General features: G+C 65.3%; 18 protein-coding genes. 6 read left to right on the forward strand and 12 right to left on the reverse strand.

Features of this window, described 5'->3' with window-relative positions:
- Window positions 1–123: 123 nt before the first annotated feature.
- A complete protein-coding gene (locus BRAD3257_RS06350; protein ID WP_122401141.1) occupies window positions 124–1,152 on the reverse strand; it encodes a YcjF family protein in 1,029 nt (342 codons plus the stop codon).
- Window positions 1,149–2,618 (reverse strand): YcjX family GTP-binding protein, encoded by a 1,470-nt coding sequence (locus BRAD3257_RS06355; protein ID WP_122401142.1) that lies wholly within the window; start codon window positions 2,616–2,618, stop codon window positions 1,149–1,151. The genes BRAD3257_RS06350 and BRAD3257_RS06355 overlap by 4 nt, the downstream gene beginning before the upstream one ends.
- A 183-nt stretch (window positions 2,619–2,801) precedes the next feature.
- On the opposite strand from BRAD3257_RS06355, the gene trhA reads away from it, so the two are divergent.
- Both trhA and BRAD3257_RS06365 read left to right on the forward strand, forming a co-directional pair.
- Window positions 2,802–3,497 (forward strand): PAQR family membrane homeostasis protein TrhA, encoded by a 696-nt coding sequence (gene trhA / locus BRAD3257_RS06360; protein ID WP_122401143.1) that lies wholly within the window; start codon window positions 2,802–2,804, stop codon window positions 3,495–3,497.
- Between the two features lie 65 nt (window positions 3,498–3,562).
- A complete protein-coding gene (locus BRAD3257_RS06365; RefSeq protein ID WP_122401144.1) occupies window positions 3,563–4,357 on the forward strand; it encodes an SDR family oxidoreductase in 795 nt (264 codons plus the stop codon).
- A 194-nt stretch (window positions 4,358–4,551) separates the two neighbouring features.
- Here BRAD3257_RS06365 and BRAD3257_RS06370 read toward each other — a convergent pair whose 3' ends face one another.
- Complete coding sequence (locus BRAD3257_RS06370) at window positions 4,552–5,007, reverse strand: MarR family winged helix-turn-helix transcriptional regulator (RefSeq protein ID WP_122401145.1); 456 nt, start codon at window positions 5,005–5,007, stop codon at window positions 4,552–4,554.
- Window positions 5,008–5,084: 77 nt separating this feature from the next.
- Here BRAD3257_RS06370 and BRAD3257_RS06375 point away from each other — a divergent pair, with 77 nt between their 5' ends.
- Window positions 5,085–5,861 (forward strand): SDR family NAD(P)-dependent oxidoreductase, encoded by a 777-nt coding sequence (locus BRAD3257_RS06375; RefSeq protein ID WP_122401146.1) that lies wholly within the window; start codon window positions 5,085–5,087, stop codon window positions 5,859–5,861.
- 172 nt (window positions 5,862–6,033) lie between these two features.
- On the opposite strand, the gene mdlC is transcribed toward BRAD3257_RS06375, so the two are convergent.
- From mdlC to BRAD3257_RS06395, 4 genes are all read right to left on the reverse strand, one after another.
- Entirely contained in the window at window positions 6,034–7,656 is a 1,623-nt protein-coding gene (mdlC, locus tag BRAD3257_RS06380; protein ID WP_122401147.1) for a benzoylformate decarboxylase, read from the reverse strand.
- Window positions 7,657–7,831: 175 nt separating this feature from the next.
- Entirely contained in the window at window positions 7,832–8,683 is an 852-nt protein-coding gene (locus BRAD3257_RS06385) for an HTD2 family dehydratase (RefSeq protein ID WP_122401148.1), read from the reverse strand.
- Between the two features lie 14 nt (window positions 8,684–8,697).
- Window positions 8,698–9,798, reverse strand: a complete 1,101-nt coding sequence (locus tag BRAD3257_RS06390; RefSeq protein WP_122401149.1) for a CaiB/BaiF CoA transferase family protein — start codon at window positions 9,796–9,798, stop codon at window positions 8,698–8,700.
- Between the two features lie 9 nt (window positions 9,799–9,807).
- Window positions 9,808–10,977, reverse strand: coding sequence for an acyl-CoA dehydrogenase family protein (locus BRAD3257_RS06395; protein WP_122401150.1), 1,170 nt, complete (start codon window positions 10,975–10,977; stop codon window positions 9,808–9,810).
- Between the two features lie 125 nt (window positions 10,978–11,102).
- Between BRAD3257_RS06395 and BRAD3257_RS06400 the strand changes: the two genes are divergently transcribed.
- Window positions 11,103–12,023 (forward strand): LysR substrate-binding domain-containing protein, encoded by a 921-nt coding sequence (locus tag BRAD3257_RS06400; RefSeq protein ID WP_122401151.1) that lies wholly within the window; start codon window positions 11,103–11,105, stop codon window positions 12,021–12,023.
- Between the two features lie 279 nt (window positions 12,024–12,302).
- Here BRAD3257_RS06400 and BRAD3257_RS06410 read toward each other — a convergent pair whose 3' ends face one another.
- Window positions 12,303–13,577, reverse strand: coding sequence for a cytochrome P450 (locus BRAD3257_RS06410; RefSeq protein WP_122401153.1), 1,275 nt, complete (start codon window positions 13,575–13,577; stop codon window positions 12,303–12,305).
- A gap of 136 nt (window positions 13,578–13,713) precedes the next feature.
- On the reverse strand, window positions 13,714–14,979 hold the full coding sequence (locus BRAD3257_RS06415) for a cytochrome P450 (protein WP_122401154.1): 1,266 nt from the start codon (window positions 14,977–14,979) through the stop codon (window positions 13,714–13,716).
- 309 nt (window positions 14,980–15,288) lie between these two features.
- Here BRAD3257_RS06415 and BRAD3257_RS06420 point away from each other — a divergent pair, with 309 nt between their 5' ends.
- Window positions 15,289–16,425: a YjgN family protein gene (locus BRAD3257_RS06420; RefSeq protein WP_174221627.1), complete on the forward strand. Its 1,137-nt coding sequence runs from the start codon at window positions 15,289–15,291 to the stop codon at window positions 16,423–16,425.
- 3 nt (window positions 16,426–16,428) lie between these two features.
- Window positions 16,429–17,541: a M48 family metallopeptidase gene (locus BRAD3257_RS06425; protein WP_122401155.1), complete on the forward strand. Its 1,113-nt coding sequence runs from the start codon at window positions 16,429–16,431 to the stop codon at window positions 17,539–17,541.
- On the opposite strand, the gene upp is transcribed toward BRAD3257_RS06425, so the two are convergent.
- From upp to BRAD3257_RS06440, 3 genes are all read right to left on the reverse strand, one after another.
- Window positions 17,542–18,171: a uracil phosphoribosyltransferase gene (upp, locus tag BRAD3257_RS06430; RefSeq protein WP_122401156.1), complete on the reverse strand. Its 630-nt coding sequence runs from the start codon at window positions 18,169–18,171 to the stop codon at window positions 17,542–17,544. It abuts the gene before it with no gap.
- 167 nt (window positions 18,172–18,338) lie between these two features.
- Window positions 18,339–19,577: a URC4/urg3 family protein gene (locus BRAD3257_RS06435; RefSeq protein ID WP_122401157.1), complete on the reverse strand. Its 1,239-nt coding sequence runs from the start codon at window positions 19,575–19,577 to the stop codon at window positions 18,339–18,341.
- 7 nt (window positions 19,578–19,584) lie between these two features.
- On the reverse strand, window positions 19,585–20,841 hold the full coding sequence (locus tag BRAD3257_RS06440) for a GTP cyclohydrolase II (RefSeq protein WP_122401158.1): 1,257 nt from the start codon (window positions 20,839–20,841) through the stop codon (window positions 19,585–19,587).
- Between the last annotated feature and the right edge of the window lie 267 nt (window positions 20,842–21,108).

A 21,108-nucleotide genomic window follows, 5' to 3' on the forward strand; every position in this document is an offset into this window, starting at 1 on the left:
ACGCATGATCTTTCCGGAAAACCGCTTCGCACTTTTCCGGATCATGCTTTAGCGCGGCATGCTCCGAACTTCCTTCTCCTCTTGCAAGGGGAGAGGGTGCAGCCAGCACGTGCCGCGAAGAAACTACTCTTCCCCGTCCTTCTTCCGCAAGAGATCCGTTGCCAGATCCGACAGTTTCGGCGGCGGCAAGGCCGCGAACGGCAGCGGCCGCGTCACGTCGATCGCGGCCAATCCCAGCCGCGCCGTCAGCAGCCCGTTCAGCACGCCTTCACCCAGTCGCTGCGACAGCTTCGCCGCGATGCCGTGGCCGAGCATCTGCTGCACCAGGCTGTCGCTCGCGGCCATGCCGCCGGTGATGGCGAGATGGGCGATGACGTGGCGGAGCAGGCGGATCATGCCGAGTGCGCCGGGACGACCGCCATAGAGATAGGCGAGTTGGCGGATCAGGCGCAGCGCGGCGACGAACACGAACAGCACGTCGATCGCGGCGCGGGGCGAGACCGCCGTGACGATCGAGACCTTTTGTGCCGCTGACGAGACCAGCCGCCGCGCCTCGGCATCCAGCGATGACATCAACTCGCGCTCCGCGAGGCGGATCATGTCGGCGCCGTCGATGATCTCGCCGGCATGGCTTTCCAGCGTGGCGCGGGCGCGCGCCAGCTGCGGGTTCTGGTGCGCGATCTTGAGCAGGTCCTGCACGATGACGCGGCTCTCTTTCCGGTCGTCGCTGGCCAGCACCGCGGCGGCGCGCTGATGCAGCTTCTCGATGGTCGCGAGGCGGGCCAGCCCGAACGCCTCGCGCCCGATCACTACGGCGAGCGCCAGCGCAGTGACGAAGGCGAAGGCAAGGCCGATGAAGCCGAGGCTTTCGCTGCGCGCAAACAGATCCTCGATCAGACGGATCACGCCAAGCCCGGTGCCGAGCAACGTCAGCCCTGCGAGGCCGGACCAGAACAGCGTGCCCCAGGGAACGCCGCGCCGCGCCGGCAGCGCAGCTTCAACCGGCACCGGCAGCGCCATGAGATCTGGTTCCGGCGTGATCTGGATCGTGTCGCGACCGATCCGTCCCGCTTCATCGGCCTCGGTGACGAGGACGCCGGGATCGTCGAGCCGGAACGTCGCCGGCCGCCGCGGCTGGGATCGGTCGTTCATGCGAGCTTGTCTCCGATCAGGAACTGCAAGGCACGGTCGAGGCGGATGTGTGGCAACACGGGCTCGTCGTTGCCCGCGCGTTCGAGCTTCGGCGGGCGGAAGCGCAGGAAACGGAAATCGCTCCTCTCGGCGGCCTCTGTCGCGAGCCCGCGGAACGCATCGGTGCCGCGGAACAGCGGCTCGGGATCGTCGGGCAGATCACCCGGAAAGGTCGCAACCTCCGTGTTGCCGTCGAAGAACTCGCCGCCGGCACTTTCGCCCGCGGCCGGCGTTCCCAGGATCGACGGCAGTTTATCCCGGCCACGCGCCACCTGCGCCTCGCGCGTGGCACGCACGGCGGCGAGCGCCACCACGTCGATCGCCGCGCCGGTGTTTTCCGCCCGCGCAACGGCACGGGTGACCGCGCGGCGCAGCACGGCCTCGAGCCGGTCGTGACTGGAATGATGCAGATGATCAGCCTTGGTCGCCGCGAACAGGATGCGGTCGATGCGCGGCCGGAACAGGCTGGAGAGCAAGGTGCTGCGGCCGATGTTGAAGCAGTCGAGAATGCCGGCGAGCGCGGCCTCGAGGTCGTGCAGCGCCTCGGGGCCGGAGTTGAAGGCGGCGAGCGCGTCGGCCAGCACGATCTGGCGATCGAGCCGCGCGAAATGATCGCGGAAGAACGGCCGCACCACGACGTCCTTGTAGGCTTCGAAGCGCCGCACCATCATCGCCCATAGCGATCCCTCAGGCGCCTGCCCGCCGGCGGGCGCATCGAGCGGCGCAAAGGTCAGCGCGGGTGAGCCTGCGAGATTGCCGGGCATCAGGAAGCGGCCGGGCGGCAACAGGCTCATCGCAAACCGCTCGTCGCGGCAGGCGCGCAGATAATCGGTGAAGAGCTTTGCGGCCGTCAGCGTCGCCTGCTCGTCCTCGCGCGCTTGGGGCTTGAGCGTTGCGAGATGGGTGTGCCATTCGGTCGCGAGATGCGCGCGCGGCGCTTCGCGCGACAGCGCCAGGCTTTCGGCGGACCATTGCTCGTAGCTCTTCTGGAGCAGCGGCAGGTCCAGCAGCCATTCGCCGGGATAGTCGACGATGTCGAGCGTCAGCGTGCGATCGGCGCCGGTCGGGCGCTGGTAGTTGATAACGAGCCTGAGCTCGCTGATGTCCACGGTCGAGTTCGGCCAGCGCCGTTCCTCGACCAGCGCGCGCAGATGGTTCTCATAGGCAAAGCGCGGCACGGCATCATCAGGCTGCGGCGCCAGATGCGCCCGCGCGATCCGACCCGAGTCATAGGCTTCGAACACCGGAAACCGGCCGCCGCGCGTCAGCCCATGGATCAGCGCGGTGATGAATACGGTCTTACCGGCGCGCGACAGGCCGGTGACACCAAGCCGCACCGTCGGATTGAAGAAGTGCTCGCCATAGTCGATCAGCGCCCGCGCCGACAGCCGCGCCTCCTCGACCATATCCTGGAAACTGAATGCCATATGAACGTGAGGGGATCTCGGGCGAGGGATACGCAGAACGGATTAGTCACAAAAGTGGCAATTGCCTGAGGAAAATCAAGCTTTCATACTTCCACCGCCTTTGTCGGCAAATCAGCCGTTTGAACGATACGCCGATCCCGAAAGACCCATGCAAGAGGGCATTGCCACGCTTTGCGGATTGCCATGACCGTCTTCCAAATGAAACAGTTCGCGTCCGATTCTGTCCACGCTGCAGCCGACGCGATCGGCTGGAACTACGACCGCGCCGAGCTGATCGCCGACGGCATCATCCATGCGATCGGCGTGCTCTCCGGCATCATCGCCGCGACCGTCCTGGTGGTGCTGGCGGCGGTCTATTCCGATGTCACCGACATCGTCGGCGTGTCGATCTATGTCGCTGGTCTGCTCTCGATGCTGGTGCTGTCGGCGACCTATAATCTCTGGCCGGTGTCGCCGGCCAAGTGGCTGCTGCGGCGGTTCGACCATTCCGCGATCTACCTGCTGATCGCGGCGACCTACACGCCATTCATCCTGGAGCTCAAGGACAGCGCGTTCGCGCTGGTGCTGCTCGCCGGCGTCTGGTGCGCGGCGATATCAGGGATCGTGCTGAAGCTGCGCTATCCCGGCCGGTTCGACCGAGTCGCGGTCGGCATCTACCTCGCGATGGGCTGGAGCGGCATCATGCTCTACGACGCCGTGGTCAGGGCTCTCCCTGCGCTGGCGCTCGGCTTCATCTTTGCGGGCGGCCTGCTCTACAGCTTTGGCGTGATCTTCCACGCCTGGCGCCGGCTGCGCTTCCAGAATGCGATCTGGCACGGCTTTGTCTTGGCCGGCGCGGCATGCCATTATACCGCGGTGCTCGACCTCGTGTTGAGCTGACGAGGACCCGCGACGCGGAATGAGCGGCGCGATACAAAGCGGTACAAGACAAGAGGAGACGTCGCATGCAGGTGACCGGCAAGGTCGTGGTCGTCACGGGCGGCGCAAATGGCATCGGCAAGGCGCTGTGCGAGGCCTTTCACAATGCGGGCGCGGCCAAGGTCGTCGTCGCAGACATGGACGCCGCCAATGCGAGGGCGGTCGCGGCCATGGTCGATGGCGCCGCCTTCAAATGCGACGTCGCGCAGGAAAAGGACATCGCCCACGTCATCGAGGAGACCGAGCGGCAGTTCGGCCCGATCGAACTGTTCTGCTCCAACGCCGGCATCGGCGGCGGCTTCGATCCGATGTCGGAAAATGCCGGGGGCGCCTCGGATGAACCCTGGCAGCGCAGCTGGGCGATCCACGTCATGGCGCATGTCTATGCGGCGCGGCATCTCGTCCCCCGTATGAGGGCCCGCGGCGGCGGCTATTTCCTCAATACCATCTCGGCCGCGGGCCTCTTGTCGCAGGTCGGCAGCCCGGCTTACTCGACGACCAAGCATGCCGCGGTCGGCTTTGCCGAGAATCTCGCGATCTCGCACAAGGCCCACAACATCAAGGTCTCGATCCTCTGCCCGCAGGGCGTCGACACCAACATGCTGCGCTCCATCCCCAAGGGCCCGCAATCCGGCGACGGCGATCTCACGCCCGAGCAAGTGGCGAAAGACGTGCTCGCCGGGCTCGAGCAGGAGACATTCCTGATCCTGCCGCACCCTCAGGTGCTCGGCTACATGCGCAAGAAGACCGAGAACTACGACCGCTGGATCGGCGGCATGGCCAAGATCCAGGCCAAGATGCGAGAGGAATTCGGCAAGTGACCGCCACACCTGACGTTGTCATGCTCCGCGACCCGGCTACGCCAAGGCTTCGCCGGCGTTGAGGCCCAGGGGCGCCGAAGCTTTAGCGAAGGCGGCAAGGGGGCCATCCAGTACGCCGCGACCTATCGATTGAAACGTTGACGCCTCGGAGTACGAGATCGCCCGGAAGCCGGGCGATGGCACGGAGAGTGTGGCTAGCCCACGACCTCATCCTCCATCCGGCTCGCCCGCAGCGCCCGCGCATAGAGCATCATGCCTTCGCGCACGGTGCGCTGCTCGGCTGGCGTCAGCGCCGCCAGTGCGCCGCGCACCTGCTGACGGCCGAAGGCGTGCAGCGCCTCCAGCGTGCGACGGCCCTTCGCCGTCAGCGATAGCAGCTTGCTGCGGGCATCAAGCTCATTTGTGGTCTCCCGCAGCTCGCCGCAATCGATCAGCTTGCGCACCAGGCGGCTGACGCTGGATTTCTCCAGGCGCAGGCAGTCGCCGAGTTCGCCCGAAGTCATCGGGCCGCGGATGCCGAGCTCCAGGATGGTGTGGACCGCCGAGGGCGGATAGTCCGATGCCGCCACCGTCGCGTCCATGAAACCGAGCTCGCGCACCATCAGGCGCGAGGCGGTGCGGATGTCGTCGATCAGCGAAAGCTCGGCCATCCCTTGACTCCCGGCATATAGTTGTATCATACAACTATATGCGCGCAACGCCGCGCGCAAGCGTTTTGGAGTGGACGATGAGCGGAACGTTGCCAACCGGGATGCGGATGACAGGCAAGGTCTGCCTGGTCACGGGCGGCGGCAGCGGCATCGGCCGCGCCACGGCGCTCAGGATGGCGGCCGAGGGAGCCGAAGCGATTTTCGTCGCCGGCCGGCGCGAAGCCGAGATCGACGCCACCGCCTCAGCATGCCGCGAGCGCGGCGTGGAGGCCGTCCCGGTCAAGACCGATATCACGCAGGAGGATGACGTCGCACGGCTGGTGCGCGCGGCCGTCGAGCGCTGCGGCCGGCTCGACGTCGCCTTCAACAATGCCGGGTTCCAGGAGCGCCGCGCGCCGCTGGAAGAGCAGGGGACCGATATCTACGACAGCGTGTTCGACACCAATGTCCGCGCGCTGTTCCTGTGCTTGCGGCATCAATTGCCGGCGATGCTGGCGAAAGGCCGAGGCAGCATCGTCGTCAACGCCTCGGTCAGCGGCATGCGCAATCCCAATCCCGGCTTCTCGCTCTATTCGGCCTCCAAGGCCGCTGCGATCTCGCTGACGCGTTCGGCCGCGATGGAGAACGCTCCGCGCGGCATCCGCATCAATGCGATCGCGCCCGGCCGCGTCGTCACCGACATGATGCTGCGCGCCGGCGTCGGCGATGTCGCAACGGTCGGCGCCGGCCTGCCGCTGCGGCGGATGGGCCGCCCGGAGGAAGTCGCGGAAGCCGTGGTGTGGCTGTCGTCGGATGCGTCGTCGTATGTGGTCGGCCACGTTCTGGCGGCGGACGGGGGATTTTTGGCGTCGTAGTATGTTGGTCGGTGGCACGGCAAACTCGATGTCGTCCCGGCGAACGCCAGGACCCATAACCACAGGACGTAATTTTGCGAAGACAGATAGTTGTTCTGTCCCACGGTACTGATACCTGCGCTGAATCGATAGATCACGCGGTACGGGTCCCGGCGTTCGCCGGGATGACAACTCAGTGCTTTTGCCCGTACAGCACCGGCACCGCGGAATCCACGACGACCTCGACAAGGCTCGTGCCCTCGAACGCCATGCCGCGCTTCAGCGCCTCGCCGAGCTCTGCAGCCTTCGTCACCCGCACCGCATCGCAGCCCATGCCTTCGGCAAGCCGCACGAAATCGATTCCCGGCAGTTCCAGCCCTGGCACGCCCCGCACCTGCATCACCTGGCTGAACGAGCGCATCGCGCCGTAGCCGGAATTGTTGATGACGACGACGGTCAGCGGCAGTTTTCGTTGCACGGCGGTCCACAGCGCCTGGATGGAATACATCGCCGAGCCGTCGCCGATCAGGCAGACGGTGCGCTGCTTCGGCTTGCCCAGCGCCATGCCGACGGCAGCGGGCAGGCTATAGCCGAGCCCGCCGCTCGACATGGTGTAGAAACTGTCCTGGCCGCGCATCGGCAGGAATTTTTGCATTGCCGGCCGGTGCGAGGGCACTTCCTCGACGAGTGATGCGTCTTTCGGCATCGCCAACGACAGCGAGTGCAAGAGGAATTCGACCGGCAGCGGATCGGCAGCCTGCGGCGCCGGCGGCAGCGTGCGGCCTTTTGGCGCCGCGCGTTTGCTCTCCGGCAGTAGGTCGAGCAGCATCGAAAGTGCCGGCTTCATCGTGGCGATGATGCTGGTGCCGACCGGTGTCACCGCGGCGGCATCCGCGTCATCCGTGATCTGGAAGATGGTCGCACCGCCGTCGAAGATCGCGGCATGGCCCTCGACATGGAAGGTGAACACCGGCGCGCCGATCACGACGACGAGGTCGTGCTCGCGCAGCGCGTCGGACAGCTGCGCCGGCGAAGCGTGCAGGAAGCCCGCAAATTGCGGATGCCGCTCCGGGAACGAACAGCGCGCCGAGAACGGGCTGACCCAGACGCTGGCCTTGGCCTTCTCGGCCACACGCACCATCAGATCGACCGCACCGGCGCGGTCGATGCCGGGGCCGACGACGAGGGCAGGGTGCTTTGCGGAGCCGAGCGCTGTGACCAGCGCCCTCATCGCGTCAGGCTCTGGTCCGATCTCCCGGCTCACCTTGCGCGCCTCGATCGGGGTTGTGGCGTGCGCCCAGTCGTCGATCGGGATCGACACGAAGGTTGGCCCGCACGGCGGCTGCATCGCGGTGTAATAGGCCCGCGCGATCGCGGCCGGCACGTCCTCGGGCCGCGCCGGCTCGACGCTGTATTTGACGTAAGGGCGCGGAAACTCCGACGCGCGCTCGGCATAGAGGAACGCCTGCAGCGGCAGGATCGAGCGAGCCTGCTGGCCTGCGGTTATGACGAGCGGCGTCTGGTTGCGGTGCGCGGTGTAGATGTTGCCGAGCGCGTTGCCGACGCCTGCCGCCGAATGCAGGTTGACGAATCCGGCATTGCGCGTCGCCTGCGCGTAGCCATCGGCCATGCCGACCGCGGAGGCTTCCTGAAGCGCCAGCACGTAGTCGATGTCATCGGGCCAGTCGCTGAGGAACGGCAGCTCGGTTGAACCGGGGTTGCCGAACACCCTGTCGATGCCGAACGAGCGCAACAGGTCGAGCGTCGCCTGCTTCACGGTGACGGACTTGCTGCCGGTCTTGCCGTTCTTGGCCATGGTTTCCGTCCCTATTGTTTATGGAAGGTAGCAGCCTCACCCGTCATTGCGAGGAGCTCGCGACAAGATTGCGTTGCAATTTTGCGCTGATGCGACGAAGCAATCCAGACTGTCACCGCGGAAAGATTCTGGATTGCTTCGCTGCGCTCGCAATAGAGGAGGAGGCAGCAGCGTATCACCACACCGCCGTGCCCTTCATCGTCGGCTGTCCTTCCGCGTTCGCGGTCCACAGTTCCATGCCATCAGCGGTCTCGTTGGCGTTGACGGAGAACTCGGTGCCCTCGAACAGCGGCTGGAGCCCGCGATAGGTGAACTTCTTCGGCGCCCTGCCGCTGCGCAGCTTGGCGGCCATCTCGATGATCAGTGCCGCCTGCAGCGGGCCGTGGAAGATCAGGCCCGGATAGCCCTCGACCCTGGTGACGTAATCGCGGTCGTAATGGATGCGGTGGCCGTTGAAGGTCAGCGCGGAATAACGAAACAGCAGCACGGGATCGGAGACGTGGGTCTCGCGATGCTGTGCCCTGGGCGGCGGAGGCGGCGCCTTGGCCGTCGCGGGCGCGCTGCTCGTCATCTCGCGATAAACGATGTCCTGCCGCTCGCGGATGGCGATGCCGCGTGGGCTGGAGATGCTGTGCTCGACCGAGACGAAGCAAAGCGTGCCGGTCGAGCCCGTCTTCACCTGCACGTCGGCGATGCGCGAGGTCCGCGTCGATTCATCGCCGACCCGCAGCGGCTGCAAGAACTCGATCTCGCCGCCGGCCCACATCCGGCGCGGCAGCGGCACCGGCGGCAGGAAGCCGCCGCGGGTCGGGTGGCCGTCGGGACCGAGCATCGACATCGGAAACACCGGCTGCGCCATGCACCAGTGCACCGTGAAGGGTGCGGCATCGCCCGTCTTGGGCTCGCCGACGTCCTGGAACAGCGTCGCGCGCAGGCCCTTGACGAGCTGCGCGGTGACGATGTCGGTGGCCTCGGTGCTGCGCCCGATCCACTGCCGCAAATGATCGATGTCGAGCTTTTCGGTCATGACGCCTCGCTCTGTTACTTCTTGGCTGGTTTCTCGCCGATCGCGGGCACGGCGCCATAGCTGCGTGTCTCGCCGACGATGATCGGCGCCGGCGCAGGATAGCTGACACGGCCGTTCGGCGTATCGATCTCGATGCGGCGCAGATGCGGATGGTTGGTGAGGTCGGCCATGGTGTTGACCTCGGCGAAGGCAATGTCGGCGTCCGACAGCCGCTTCAAGAGCTCGTCGCGCGTCATCCTGCCGAAGATGTCGGCGACGGTCTTGTCGGTGAAGTCGCGGTTGCGCACGCGCTCGACCATGTTGGCGACGCGGGGATCGGCGGGCAAATCGGGCTGATCCAGCACCTTTGTGCATAGCGTCTTCCACTCGCGCTCGCTCTGGATCGAGATCAGAATGTCCTTGCCGTCCTTCGAGGTGAACACGCCGTAGGGAGCGATCGAGGGATGGCGCAGCCCCATGCGCTTGGGCGGATTGCCGGCCTCCGCATTGAGCAGCGGCACGGTGCACCAATCCGCCATCACGTCGAACATGGAGATGCGGATGTCGCAGCCCTTGCCGGTGCGGCCGCGCGCGATCAGCGCTTCCAGGATCGCCGCATGGGCCGTCGCGCCGGTTGCGACGTCGACGATCGACATGCCGACGCGCGAGGCTCCGTCGGGATTGCCGGTAATCGAGGCAAGGCCGCTCTCGGCCTGGATCAACAGATCATAGGCCTTGCGGTGCGCGTAGGGGCCCTCCTCGCCATAGCCGGTGATGGTGCACGAGATCAGCTTGGGATAATCCTTCAGCAGCCGCTCGCGCGAGAAGCCGAGCTTGTCCATCGAGCCGGGCTTGAGGTTCTGGATCAGCACGTCGGCGCTCGCGATCAGCGTCTCCAGCTCGGCGCGGCCTTCCTTCGTGGTGAGGTCGACCACGACCGACTGCTTGCCCCGGTTGAGCCAGACGAAATAGCTGCTCTGCCCCCTGGCCGCCGCATCATAGCCGCGGGCGAAATCGCCTTCGGGCCGCTCGATCTTGATCACCTCCGCCCCGGCATCGGCCAGGCGCGAGGAGCAGAACGGTGCCGCCACGGCCTGCTCGACCGCAATCACCCTGATCCCGTCAAGTGCTCCCATGATGTTGCCTCAGTACGAGCGGGGCATGCCGAGCACATGCTCGGCGACGTAGGACAGCACGAGATTGGTCGAGATCGGCGCCACCTGGTAGAGCCGCGTCTCGCGGAATTTGCGCTCGACGTCGTATTCCTCGGCAAAGCCGAAGCCGCCATGGGTCTGGATGCAGGCATTCGCCGCCTCCCAGGACGCGTCCGCCGCCAGCATTTTGGCCATGTTGGCCTCCGCGCCGCAGTCGAGCCCGGCCTCGTATTTGCGCGTGGCTTCCTTCACCATCAGCTCGGCCGCGCGCATCGAGGCGTAGGCCTTGGCGATCGGGAACTGGATGCCCTGATTTTGCCCGATCGGCCGGCCGAAAACGCTGCGCTCCTTGGCGTAGTTCGTCGCCTTGGCGATGAACCATTTGGCGTCGCCGACGCATTCGGCGGCGATCAGGATGCGCTCGGCATTCATGCCGGAGAGGATGTAGCGAAAGCCCTTGCCTTCCTCGCCGATCAAATTCTCCGCCGGCACCTTCATGTCGGTGAAGAACACCTCCGTGGTGGCGTGGTTCATCATGGTGCGGATCGGGCGGATCTCGAGGCCATTGTTCTTCGCCTCGCGCATGTCGACGATGAACACGGATAGGCCGTCCGTGCGCTTCTTGACCTGTTCCTTCGGCGTGGTGCGCGCCAGCAGGATCATCAGATCGGAATGCTCGGCGCGGCTGGTCCAGATCTTCTGGCCGTTGACGATGTAGCTGTCGTTGCCGTCCTTGCGCGCGAAGGTCTTGAGCGAGGAGGTGTCGGTGCCGCTGGTCGGCTCGGTGACGCCGAAGGCTTGCAGCCGCAATTCGCCGCTTGCGACCTTCGGCAGGTACTTTGCCTTCTGCTCGGCACTGCCGTGCCGCAGCACGGTGCCCATCGTGTACATCTGGGCATGACAGCCGCCGCCATTGCAGCCGGCGCGCTGGATCTCTTCCAGGATCGCGGCCGCAGCCGAAAGCTTCAGCCCCGCGCCGCCATACTCTTCCGGAATCAGCACCGAGAGATAGCCGGCCTCGGTCAGCGCATCCACGAACGCCTTGGGATAGGCCATCTCGCGATCGAGCTTGCGCCAATATTCGCCGGGAAACTGCGCGCAGAGCTTTGCGACGGCCTCGCGAATATCGGCGTAATCTTCGGTGTGGTGTTCTTGACTCATGGCGTTTCCAATTCTTAGCGGCAGTTAAGATAACGCCGGCCAATCCCCTGGCGTTGTGAAAACAACGCCCGCCCCCTATGCTCATTTGTTATAGCGTATGGAGTAGCCTTCCAGGATTGGCAAGCATGGATTTCCGGCAGCTCAGGACCTTCAGTTGCGTGGCGGAGCTCGGCAGCCTGTCCAAGGCCTCCGACACGCTGCGCGTGGCGCAGCCGGCACTCAGCCGGCAGATCAAGCTGCTGGAACACGAGCTGCGCACCGAATTGTTCACCCGCAACGGCCGCGGCATGGTGCTGACCGAGGCCGGGCGGCTGCTGCTGGCACGCACCTCCGGCATCGTGCGGCAGATCGACCAGATCCGCGACGACATCCAGTCGTCCAAAGGGCCGCCGTCCGGGCAAGTCGTGCTCGGACTCGTTCCAACCGTGAGCTGCGTGCTGTCGGCGCGCTTTGCGCGGCGCTGCGTCGAAAAGTTTCCCGGCATCTCGCTGCGCATCGTCGAGAGCTACAGCGGCCATCTCGTCGAATGGCTGCATCGCGGCGAAATGGATCTCGCCATCCTCTACGGCCGCTCGGCTGATCTGCATCTCACCGTGCAGAGCTTGGGCCGCGACAACATCGTCGCCGTCGGCCCGCGCGGCTGCGGCCTTGCGCGCAAGAAGAGCGTCGACATCGGCTGGCTTTTGCGGCAGCGGCTGGTGTTGCCCAGTCATTCCCACGGCCTCCGCGCCCTGATCGAGCACGCCGCCGCCCAGCGCAAGATCAAGCTCAACGTCCAGCTCGAGGCGGACTCCTTCCGCGTACTGACGAGCCTCGTCGAAGAGGGGCTCGGCTTTGCGCTGCTGCCGCCCTCCTCCGTCCACGGCGAGGTCGCGGAGGGGCGGCTGGAAACCGCGCCCGTCTCCAAGCCGATGACGCGCGAGCTCATTTTCGCATCTCCAATCGACCGCCCGGCCTCGACGGCGTCCCTCGCCATCACCGCGCTCCTGCGCGAGGAGGTCGCCGCCTGCCGCAAGGACGGCGTGTGGGACATCAAGTTGAGTTAGATGCCGTGTCGTAGAACAGTTGGGCGTCGCCTTGCCTTCGCATCTGGCGCGAGCTGACATGCCGGAATTTTATAGCTGGGACGCCAGTTCCTGGAGCATTCGGAGCGCGCTCGCCATCTCACCCTCGGCGTCATTGCCCGCGAAGGCGGGCAATCCTGTATTCCAGAGGCCGCGCGGCCAGAATCGAGAAGCCGCGGCGTACTGGATGCCCCGCCGTCGCGGGGCATGACAGCGGAGGTTGAGGAGGCTGGTTTGCCCCAAGGCAGTCCGATGAGGAGCCTACCCCGGAATCCTCACCGGCAGCGCCTCATATCCCTTGATGAAGCTGGAATAGATTCGCTTGGGCTCGCCGACCACCTCGATGCGGTCGAACCGCTTCAGCATCTCCTCCCAGACGATGCGGAGCTGCAGTTCGGCGAGCCGCATGCCGACGCAGCGGTGGATGCCGAAGCCGAAGGAGAGGTGGGTGCGCGGGCGCGGGCGGTCGATGATGAACTCGTTCGGCTTCTCGAACATCTCGTCATCGCGGTTGCCGGAGACGTACCACATCACGACGCGGTCGCCCTTCTTGATCTGCTTGCCGCCGATCTCGGTATCCTGCAACGCCGTGCGCCGCATATGAGCCAGCGGCGTCTGCCAGCGGATCACCTCCGGCACCATGGAATCGATCAGCGCCGGGTTGGCCCGCAGCTTGTCATACTGCTCTGGGTTCTCGTTCAGCGCCAGCACCGAGCCGGTCATGGTGTTGCGCGTAGTGTCATTGCCGCCGACGATGAGCAGGATGATGTTGCCCATGAGATTGTCGGGATCCATGTAGCGCGTCGCCGGGTTGTGCGCCATCAGCGACAGTAGATCGTTGCGCGGCTCGGAGTTGACGCGCTCGTTCCACAGCTTCGACATGTAGGCGTAGCACTCGTCCATCTCGCGGCGGCGTTCCTCGGCCGAGGCGACGATGCCGCTCTTGGGCAGCGCAGTGGAGACGTCGGACCAGCGCGTCAGCTTGCGCCGCTCCTCCCAGGGGAAGTCGAACAGGGTGGCCAGCATCTGCGTCGTCAGCTCGATCGAGACGCGCTCGACGAAATTGAAGGTCTCGTTGCGCGGCAGATTGTCCAGCACGGTCTGCGAGCGCTGGCGGATCAGTTTTGCCAGCTCGTCCAGATGCTGAGGGGTGAACATCGGCGACACCGTCCTGCGCTGCGCCGAATGCCGGGGCTGGTCCATCGCGATGAAGCTCGGCCAGTCGTAGCCTTCCGGCACGTCGCGGATCGAGATGCCGCCGAGCGTCGAGTCCGAGGAGAAGATGCCGTGATTGGTGTCGACATGCATGATGTCGTTGTATTTGACCACCGACCAGTACGGCTCGATCGGCGCGTTGGTGCAGTAATGCACCGGCTCTTCCTTGCGCAGCCGCTCGAACCAGGGCCACAGCGTGTCGTCCTGGAACAGCCTGGGCGCACCGGGGTGGAATTGCGACAATGGCGTCGCATAGGCCTCTTCGCGCGCCCTGCGCAGGCGTTCGGCTTTGTCCACTTTAACCGGCGCTTGGATGTTCATGGTCGTGGCTCCATCGAAGATGCACTCCGGGTGAGGGGGACTCTCTGCGAGTCCGCCTCTCAGCGTATTCGCGGAGAAGAGCCCCTCATCCCGACCCTTCCCCCGTAAGAACGGGGAGAGGGAGTTTTCAGTTCTCTCACGCCGCAATCTTCACCGGCAACGCCTCCAGCCCCTTCACGAAGCTCGAATAGACCCGCCTGGGCTCGCCGACCACATCAATATGGTCGAAACGCTTGAGGATCTCCTCCCAAACAATCTTGAGCTGGAGTTCAGCAAGCCTGAGGCCCACGCAGCGGTGGATGCCGAAGCCGAAGGAGAGATGCGTGCGCGGGCGGGCACGGTCGATGATGAAATCGTAAGGCTTTTCGATCGCCTCTTCGTCGCGGTTGCCCGAGACGTACCACATCACGACCTTGTCACCTTTCTTGATCTGCTTGCCGCGGAACTCGAAGTCGGAGAGCGCCGTGCGCCGCATATGCGCCAGCGGCGTCTGCCAGCGGATCACCTCGGGCACGAAGCTGTCGAGCAGATCAGGATTGTCGCACAGCTTGCGGTATTGCTCCGGATGCTGGCTCAGCGCGAGAATCGAACCCGACATGGTGTTGCGGGTGGTGTCATTGCCGCCGACGATCAAGAGGATGAGATTGCCGAGGAAGTTCTTCGCGTCCATGTCACGCGTGGCGGCGCCATGCGCCATCATCGAGAGCAGATCGCTCTTCGGCGGCTGCGCGATGCGCTCCTTCCACAAACGCGAGAAATACTGCGCGCACTCGGTCAGCTCGGCCTGCCGCTCGTCCTCGGTCGCGACGAGACCCTCGGGCCCGGGAATGGTGGTGGCGATGTCCGACCAGCGCGTCAGCTTGCGGCGGTCCTCCCAGGGGAAGTCGAACAGCACCGCGAGCATCTGCGTGGTGAGCTCGATCGAGACGCGGTCGACCCAGTCGAACACCTCGCCGCGGGGCAGGTTGTCCAGGCACTCGGCCGAGCGCTTGCGGATGTTGATGGCGAGGTTGTCCAGATGCGTCGGCGTGAACATCGGCGCCACGGTCTTGCGCTGCGCCGCATGGCGCGGCGGGTCCATCGAGATGAAGCTCTCGCGGCGCAGATCCGGATCGATGTCGCGGATGGTGATGCCGCCGAGCGCGGAGGCCGAGGAGAACACCGCATGGTTGGTCTCGATCTCCATGATGTCGTTGTAGCGCGTCACCGACCAGTACGGGCCGAACATCGAGTCCTTGCAGTAATGCACGGGATCTTCGCGGCGCAGGCGATCGAAATACGGCCAGAACGTATCCGTCCTGAACAATTCGGGGTCACCCGGATCGAATTGCTCCAGCGGCAATGTCGACGCGCGCTCGCGAAGTGCGTCGAGCTTGGACGCGCTCTCGATGGTCCCATGCATGACCGTTCTCCCTGGGTTCTCCGCACGTCATTTTTGAATTCTGCGCTGCGGTATTTGATTTGCAATTACAGCCGGTCGCCTGCGTCGGAGCAAGGGAGAGTTTTGCCACACCCAACCCTTGCGAGAGGCGACCTGGACCGCAGGGGGATTCGCCAGCGTGATCTCCCGCACGCCCTTGGCCGAGGAATCCTGCAAGAAATCGACTGGAATCGAGGCAAATCGAACCCGACGATCTTGGGGATCGACTAACCTTTGATCTATAGTTTGATCGGATCAGGCCCGCATCCCGAGGTTGCCGCCGTGAACGACATGCAATGGGTGCCCATCGGCTCCGAACCGTTGCCGCCGCCTCTGCCGCCAACGCGAGTCGATTTCACCGGCAATCGCTCTGAGTTCCGCAAATTGGTAACGAAGGGTGCCATGCTGGAGCTCATTACCTTCGGCTTCTACCGGTTTTGGCTGGTCACCGACATCCGCCGTCATCTGTGGTCGAACACTGCGATCGACGGCGACGCCGCCGAATACACCGGGCGGGCCAGGGAACTTCTGTTCGGCTTCCTTGTCGCGCTCGCGATTCTGGTGCCGATCTACGTCGTCTATTTCCTCGTCGGCATCGAGTTCGAGCGCTGGAAGGGTTTTGCCTCGACGCCGCTGTTCGTCTCGTTTTACGCGTTCGGCCAGTTCGCGATCTATCGCGCGCGGCGCTATCGGCTGACGCGCACGGTCTGGCGCGGCGTGCGTTTCTGGATGGACGGCTCCGGCTGGGCCTATTCGTCCCGCGCGATGGCCTGGGGCCTGCTGATGTTCCTCACGCTCGGTCTGGCGCTGCCTTGGCGGGAGGCGTCGCTGGAGCGCTACAAGATGCAGCACACGCATTTCGGCGATCTGCAGGGCGATTTCGACGGCGATGGCTGGGAGTTCTTCAAGCGCGGCTGGTGGCTGTGGCTTCTCACGCCGCTCGCGCTGCTCTTCTTCCCGGCTGCGCCGTTCCTCTATGCCGAGTTCAAGGCGCGCGAGTGGCGCTGGTGGCTCAACGGCATCCGCATCGGCGACGTCGGCCTGTCCTCGGATTTGCCGCACCACGCATTCTACGGCCTGTACTGGAAAGTGATCGGCTGGTGGTTGTTGCTGACGATCATATACGGCGCCTATCTCGGTGCTGCCATCGCGATCACCGTCAAGCTTGACCTCGCGCCGTCGGCGCAGGGCGCCGCGCCTGGGGTGAACATCCCGATGCTGGTGGTGACGGTTATCGGCTATTTCGCCCTTGCGCTCGGCGCCAACATCGTCATGCGCGTCTATCTCCAGCGCGATCTCTGGGCCAAGGTTCTGGAAACCGTCGAGGTGCACAATATCGGGGCTGCGGCGGATGTGCGCGGCAGCGGTCAGCTTGCAAGCGCGCTCGGCGAAGGTTTTGCCGACGGGCTTGATGTTGCGGGATTCTGAGCTGTGACGGATGTGTTTGCCGAGGCGCCGGCACAATCTAGGAAGCCGACCATCTTCTTCGACGGCGTGTCGAGCCGCAAACGGCAGGTGATGCTGACCCTGGCTGATGGGCTCGAAATCGTCGAGGAGGACGGAGCGCACGTGCGCTGGGCCTACGCCAACATTCGCCGCGCCGATAGCCCGGCTGGCGTTTTGCGGCTGGCCTCGACGTCGGCACCGCCGCTGGCGCGGCTCGAGATCCGCGACGCCGCCCTCGCCGCCGACGTGACCGCCCGCTGCATGCGTCTCGACGAACATCAGACGTCGCGCCGCGGCATTGCAAAGATCGTCGGCTGGTCGGTCGCCGCCGCCGTCTCCATCGTCTGCGTCGTGCTGTTCGGCGTGCCGCTCGCCGCCGACCGTCTCGCTCCGCTGGTGCCGAAACCCGTCGAACGGCGCATCGGCGACGCCGCCGAAGTGCAGATGAAGGCCATCTTCGGCCGCGGTGTGTGCGAAGATCCCGCGGGCAAGGCGGCCTTCACCAGGCTCGTCAACCGCCTGCGCGATGCGGCCGGCCTCGACGACGATTCCATGACGGCCGGCGTGCTGCCGACCGCGGTGCCGAACGCGTTCGCGCTGCCGGGCGGCAAGGTGTTCGTGCTGAAGGGCCTGCTCGACAAGGCCGAGAGCCCTGACGAGCTCGCCGGCATCCTCGCCCACGAGCTCGGACATCTCAAGCATCACGACAACATGCGCGGCCTGCTCTACAACGGCGGCACCTCGTTCCTGATCGGACTCTTGTTCGGCGACGTCACCGGCTCGTCGGCCGTGATCTTCGCGTCGCGCAGCCTGGTCGAGGCCTCCTATTCGCGCGAGGCCGAGGCTGCCGCGGATACGTTTGCGATCGAGATCATGCATGCGCTCGGCCGCTCGCCGAAGCCCGCGGCCGAATTGATGTTCCGCATCACCGGTAAGGAAGGCGGCTCCACGCTCACGACGATCCTCGCCAGCCACCCGCTGACCGAGGACCGCCTCAAGCGCATGAGCAGAGAGGATCGGCCCGCCAGCGGCCCGCCGCTGCTGACTGACAAGGAGTGGCGGGCGCTGAAGGGCATTTGCGGCAGCGGGAAAGTTTAGCTATCGCGTCCCGTAGGCGCGGTCGCCGGCGTCGCCGAGGCCCGGAAGGATGAAGCCGTTCTCGTCGAGACCTTCGTCCACCGCGGCTGTCCAGATCGGCACATCGGGATGCAATCCACGCAGCCGTTCCAGCCCTTCCGGCGCTGCGATCAGGCAGGCCAGGCGAATGTCCCTGGCGCCGCGCTCCTTCAGCCGGTCGATGGCGGCGACAGCCGTGTTGGCCGTGGCGACGACAGGCGTCACCACGATGGCGAGACGCTCGCCGAGATCCGACGGCGATTTGAAGAAATACTCCACCGCGGCAAAGCTGTGCGGCTCGCGATAGAGTCCGATATGAGCGACGCGCGCGGTCGGCACTAGGTCCATCATGCCGTCGACGAAGGTGGTGCCGGCGCGCAGCATCGGCACGAACACCAGCTTCTTGCCGGCGATCTTGGCCGAGTGCATCGTCGACAGCGGCGTCTCGATGACGGTGTCGGCGAGCGGCAGGTCGCGCGTCACTTCGTAGCACAAGAGCATGCCGATCTCCTTGATCAGCTCTCGAAACGACTTGGTCGAGATGGACTTGTCGCGCACCAGCGTCAGCTTGTGCTGCACCAGCGGATGATCGACGATCGTGACGCCTTCCATGATCGAGATGCCTTTCTTCCTTCTCCCCTTGTGGGATGAGGCGGCGCGCAAGCGCCGGATGAGGGGTATCTTTCCGCGAACTCCAAATGAGAGATGTGCCCCCGGAGACATACCCCTCATCCGGCTTCGCTTTCGCGAAGCCACCCTCTCCCACAGGGGGAGAAGGTTTAAAACACAGTCCCGTCGCTGATCACCTTGAGCGGCGGCGAACCATCGGGGCGGCGCGCAAATGCGATGGCGCGGCCCGCGGCCCAGCTGCCGCCTTCCAAAATACTGGCGAGTGGCAAGGTTTCAGGGGTGCGACCGAGCTTGGGGCGCACCAGTTCGGCAAGACGATCCAGCAGCGCAACCGTCAGCGCGCGCCATTCCACGACGAGCAATGAATCCACCGTATGCGCACGCTCGGCATCCGCGGCATCGCGCAGGCGTAGCACCTCGTGATCGACGAACAGGCCGCCATTGCGGTATTCGGCAAGGCCGGTCAGCCCGTCGATGTCAGTGACGGCAAATCCGGCGCGCTGCAGCGGCTCGATCAGCGAATAGCTCAGCCATTGCGACAGCTTGTGCAGCGGCACGAGCCCGGCCGTTTCGTCGTCCGCCTTGATCGCCGGATGGCGCCAGCAATCGCCGAGCGGGACGCCCGCGACCTCGAGCCGTGACGGCCAGATCAGACCGAGCTGGTTCAGCACCGCCGACAGAATGGCGGGCGCAGCGACGGCACCGCCGACGGCTTGCGCCGCGATGTGATCGAACAGGCCGCCCGGCCGCGGCGTGTCGTGCAGGCCGAACACGTCCGCGCGCTCTGCTACCAGCTTGCCCAGATGACGCAGCAGATCGGTGCGCCCCTCCAGGCCGAGCAATGGATTGGCGTCCGTCACTTGGAAAGCGGATGTGAGTGAGGTGAGGGGCAGTTTCGCGAGCACCTCCGCGTCGACCCTGAACGGCGTCCGCGCATCGCGCGAAAAGAGCCCGTCTGCAAACATGTCGAGGCTTGCGATGGCGAGCCCCTCGGAGCGGCCGATGCTTTTGCCGGTCAGCGCGTCGCGATAGCGCCACGCCGCACCCGCGCCGGCATCGAGCAGCACGCTGACGATCGCAAGATCGAATTCGGAGCGCGCCCGCGCGGCGCGATCGGGCCATGATGCTGCCCCGGCAAGCTGCGCCCAGCGATCGACGCCGCCGAGCACAAAGTGCCGCCAGCGCGCATGGAACGGAATGTCCAGCGTCGGATAGGCTGTTCGCGTCACCGCGAGCACGGCGTCCGCGACGCCATCCATGCGGTCGAGGTCGATCGTGAAATGCTGGAGTCCGCCGGCGAGGCCAAGCTCGAGCATCTGCCCCGCCCGCGCGCGCACCGCGTTTGCGGAGAGTAGCGAGCGTGCCTGCAATTCCAAAGCGTCCGCCATCACGCGATCAGTATTTTTCCAGCGAACGGCCGACCACGCCATCGATGTCCTTCTCCGGCGCGATGTCGGTCGAGTAGTAGCCAGCGGCCTTCTTCGCGGCGATCTCGACATAGGCGTCGGCCGGAATCAGCTCCGGCGGGATCGGCACGCGCTCGACGATGTCGATACCTTGCGAGGTCAGCGCGTCGTATTTCATGTCGCTCATCGACAGGAAGCGGTCGATGCGCTTCAGGCCCAGCCAGTGGATGGTGTCGGGCATCAATTGCTGGAAGCGCGCATCCTGCACGCCGGCGACGCATTCGGTGCGTTCAAAATAGGCCGCGGCGGCATCACCGTCCTCCTGGCGCTTGCGCGCGTTGTAGACCAGGAATTTGGTGACCTCGCCGAGCGCGCGGCCCTCTTTGCGGTTGTAGACGACGAGCCCGAGCCCGCCCTCCTGCGCGCCGCGCGCGGATTCCTCGATGCCGTGGATGAGGTAGGGACGGCAGGTGCAGATGTCGGAGCCGAACACGTCGGAGCCGTTGCACTCGTCATGCACGCGGCAGGTGATCTTGGTGCGATGGTCCGGCAATTTTGTCACATCGCCGAACAGGTAGACGGTGGTGCCGCCGATCGGCGGCAAAAACACTTTCAAGTCCGGACGCGTCACGAGCTCGGGGAACATGCCGGCAGTCTGCTCGAACAGCGTGCGGCGCAACTCGGTCTCGCCGGTGCCGAAGCGGGCCGCAAGGCCGGGCAGATACCAGACCGGATCGATCGCGATCTTCACCACCGACACGCTGCCATTGGCATGCACCACCTCGCCGTCGGCGCGCAGCCGTTTTGCGGTCAGCGCCTCGCGGATCTCCGGCAGGTCCAGCCGCGCCCGCGTCACCGCGATGCTGGGGCGGATGTCGACGCCTTCGGCGATCTCCTGGCGGAAGTTTTCGGCGACGAGATGCCCCCAGGGATCGAGCGCAACGATCTTGGTGGGATCGCGCCATTGCTCGAACGGCCCGATGATTGCGGCCGGAAAAGTGTTGGTCAGGTCAGGGCGCCTGATGGGATCGAGCGCGCCGGCGGAGACGGCGAGCGCGCGGTACATCGCGTAGGACCCGCCATGGCTGCCGATCACGTTGCGATCCCCGGCGCGCGACACTGTGCCTATGATTGGCCCACGGGCGCGCGCGTCCGCAGCACCCCAATGGATCGGAAAGGCGGCCTTCCTGCCGGGCTCCGGATGGGAGGTCAGGCGGATGTGGTCGGTACGGTTTGCACGGCTCATGTCCAGGCTCCCAAAAAGCCAACGGCCCGCCGCTCGGACGGGCCTGGCTCGCTTGCGCAGCATGGCGGCAACGCAAGCTCAATCCAACATATTGTAGCGGCCAGCGACGACAGACAAGTTAATCGTGCCGGGCGGGCAGGGCCGCTTGCCACCAAATTCCCGACAGCAATGGGCCTGCAGAGTCCGCCTTCAGCGCCAGGCGCTCGCGCTGGCCGGGCTCGCCGATCTGCCGGCGCGATCGCCTTAAGCAATTGAAATATTTCTATA

The sequence above is a fragment of the Bradyrhizobium vignae genome (assembly GCF_900324035.1).
GTDB lineage: Bacteria > Pseudomonadota > Alphaproteobacteria > Rhizobiales > Xanthobacteraceae > Bradyrhizobium > Bradyrhizobium vignae.

What these genes read in the sequence shown, in the direction of transcription:
- BRAD3257_RS06410 (WP_122401153.1), bottom strand. Translation starts at nt 13,577, where the DNA reads ATGAACATCCAAGCGCCGGTTAAAGTGGACAAAGCCGAACGCCTGCGC.
- BRAD3257_RS06370 (WP_122401145.1), bottom strand. Translation starts at nt 5,007, where the DNA reads ATGGCCGAGCTTTCGCTGATCGACGACATCCGCACCGCCTCGCGCCTG.
- BRAD3257_RS06440 (WP_122401158.1), bottom strand. Translation starts at nt 20,841, where the DNA reads ATGAGCCGTGCAAACCGTACCGACCACATCCGCCTGACCTCCCATCCG.
- BRAD3257_RS06435 (WP_122401157.1), bottom strand. Translation starts at nt 19,577, where the DNA reads ATGGCGGACGCTTTGGAATTGCAGGCACGCTCGCTACTCTCCGCAAAC.
- upp (WP_122401156.1), bottom strand. Translation starts at nt 18,171, where the DNA reads ATGGAAGGCGTCACGATCGTCGATCATCCGCTGGTGCAGCACAAGCTG.
- BRAD3257_RS06365 (WP_122401144.1), top strand. Translation starts at nt 3,563, where the DNA reads ATGCAGGTGACCGGCAAGGTCGTGGTCGTCACGGGCGGCGCAAATGGC.
- BRAD3257_RS06385 (WP_122401148.1), bottom strand. Translation starts at nt 8,683, where the DNA reads ATGACCGAAAAGCTCGACATCGATCATTTGCGGCAGTGGATCGGGCGC.
- BRAD3257_RS06395 (WP_122401150.1), bottom strand. Translation starts at nt 10,977, where the DNA reads ATGAGTCAAGAACACCACACCGAAGATTACGCCGATATTCGCGAGGCC.
- BRAD3257_RS06390 (WP_122401149.1), bottom strand. Translation starts at nt 9,798, where the DNA reads ATGGGAGCACTTGACGGGATCAGGGTGATTGCGGTCGAGCAGGCCGTG.
- BRAD3257_RS06415 (WP_122401154.1), bottom strand. Translation starts at nt 14,979, where the DNA reads ATGCATGGGACCATCGAGAGCGCGTCCAAGCTCGACGCACTTCGCGAG.
- BRAD3257_RS06350 (WP_122401141.1), bottom strand. Translation starts at nt 1,152, where the DNA reads ATGAACGACCGATCCCAGCCGCGGCGGCCGGCGACGTTCCGGCTCGAC.
- BRAD3257_RS06420 (WP_174221627.1), top strand. Translation starts at nt 15,289, where the DNA reads ATGCAATGGGTGCCCATCGGCTCCGAACCGTTGCCGCCGCCTCTGCCG.
- BRAD3257_RS06400 (WP_122401151.1), top strand. Translation starts at nt 11,103, where the DNA reads ATGGATTTCCGGCAGCTCAGGACCTTCAGTTGCGTGGCGGAGCTCGGC.
- mdlC (WP_122401147.1), bottom strand. Translation starts at nt 7,656, where the DNA reads ATGGCCAAGAACGGCAAGACCGGCAGCAAGTCCGTCACCGTGAAGCAG.
- trhA (WP_122401143.1), top strand. Translation starts at nt 2,802, where the DNA reads ATGACCGTCTTCCAAATGAAACAGTTCGCGTCCGATTCTGTCCACGCT.
- BRAD3257_RS06355 (WP_122401142.1), bottom strand. Translation starts at nt 2,618, where the DNA reads ATGGCATTCAGTTTCCAGGATATGGTCGAGGAGGCGCGGCTGTCGGCG.
- BRAD3257_RS06375 (WP_122401146.1), top strand. Translation starts at nt 5,085, where the DNA reads ATGAGCGGAACGTTGCCAACCGGGATGCGGATGACAGGCAAGGTCTGC.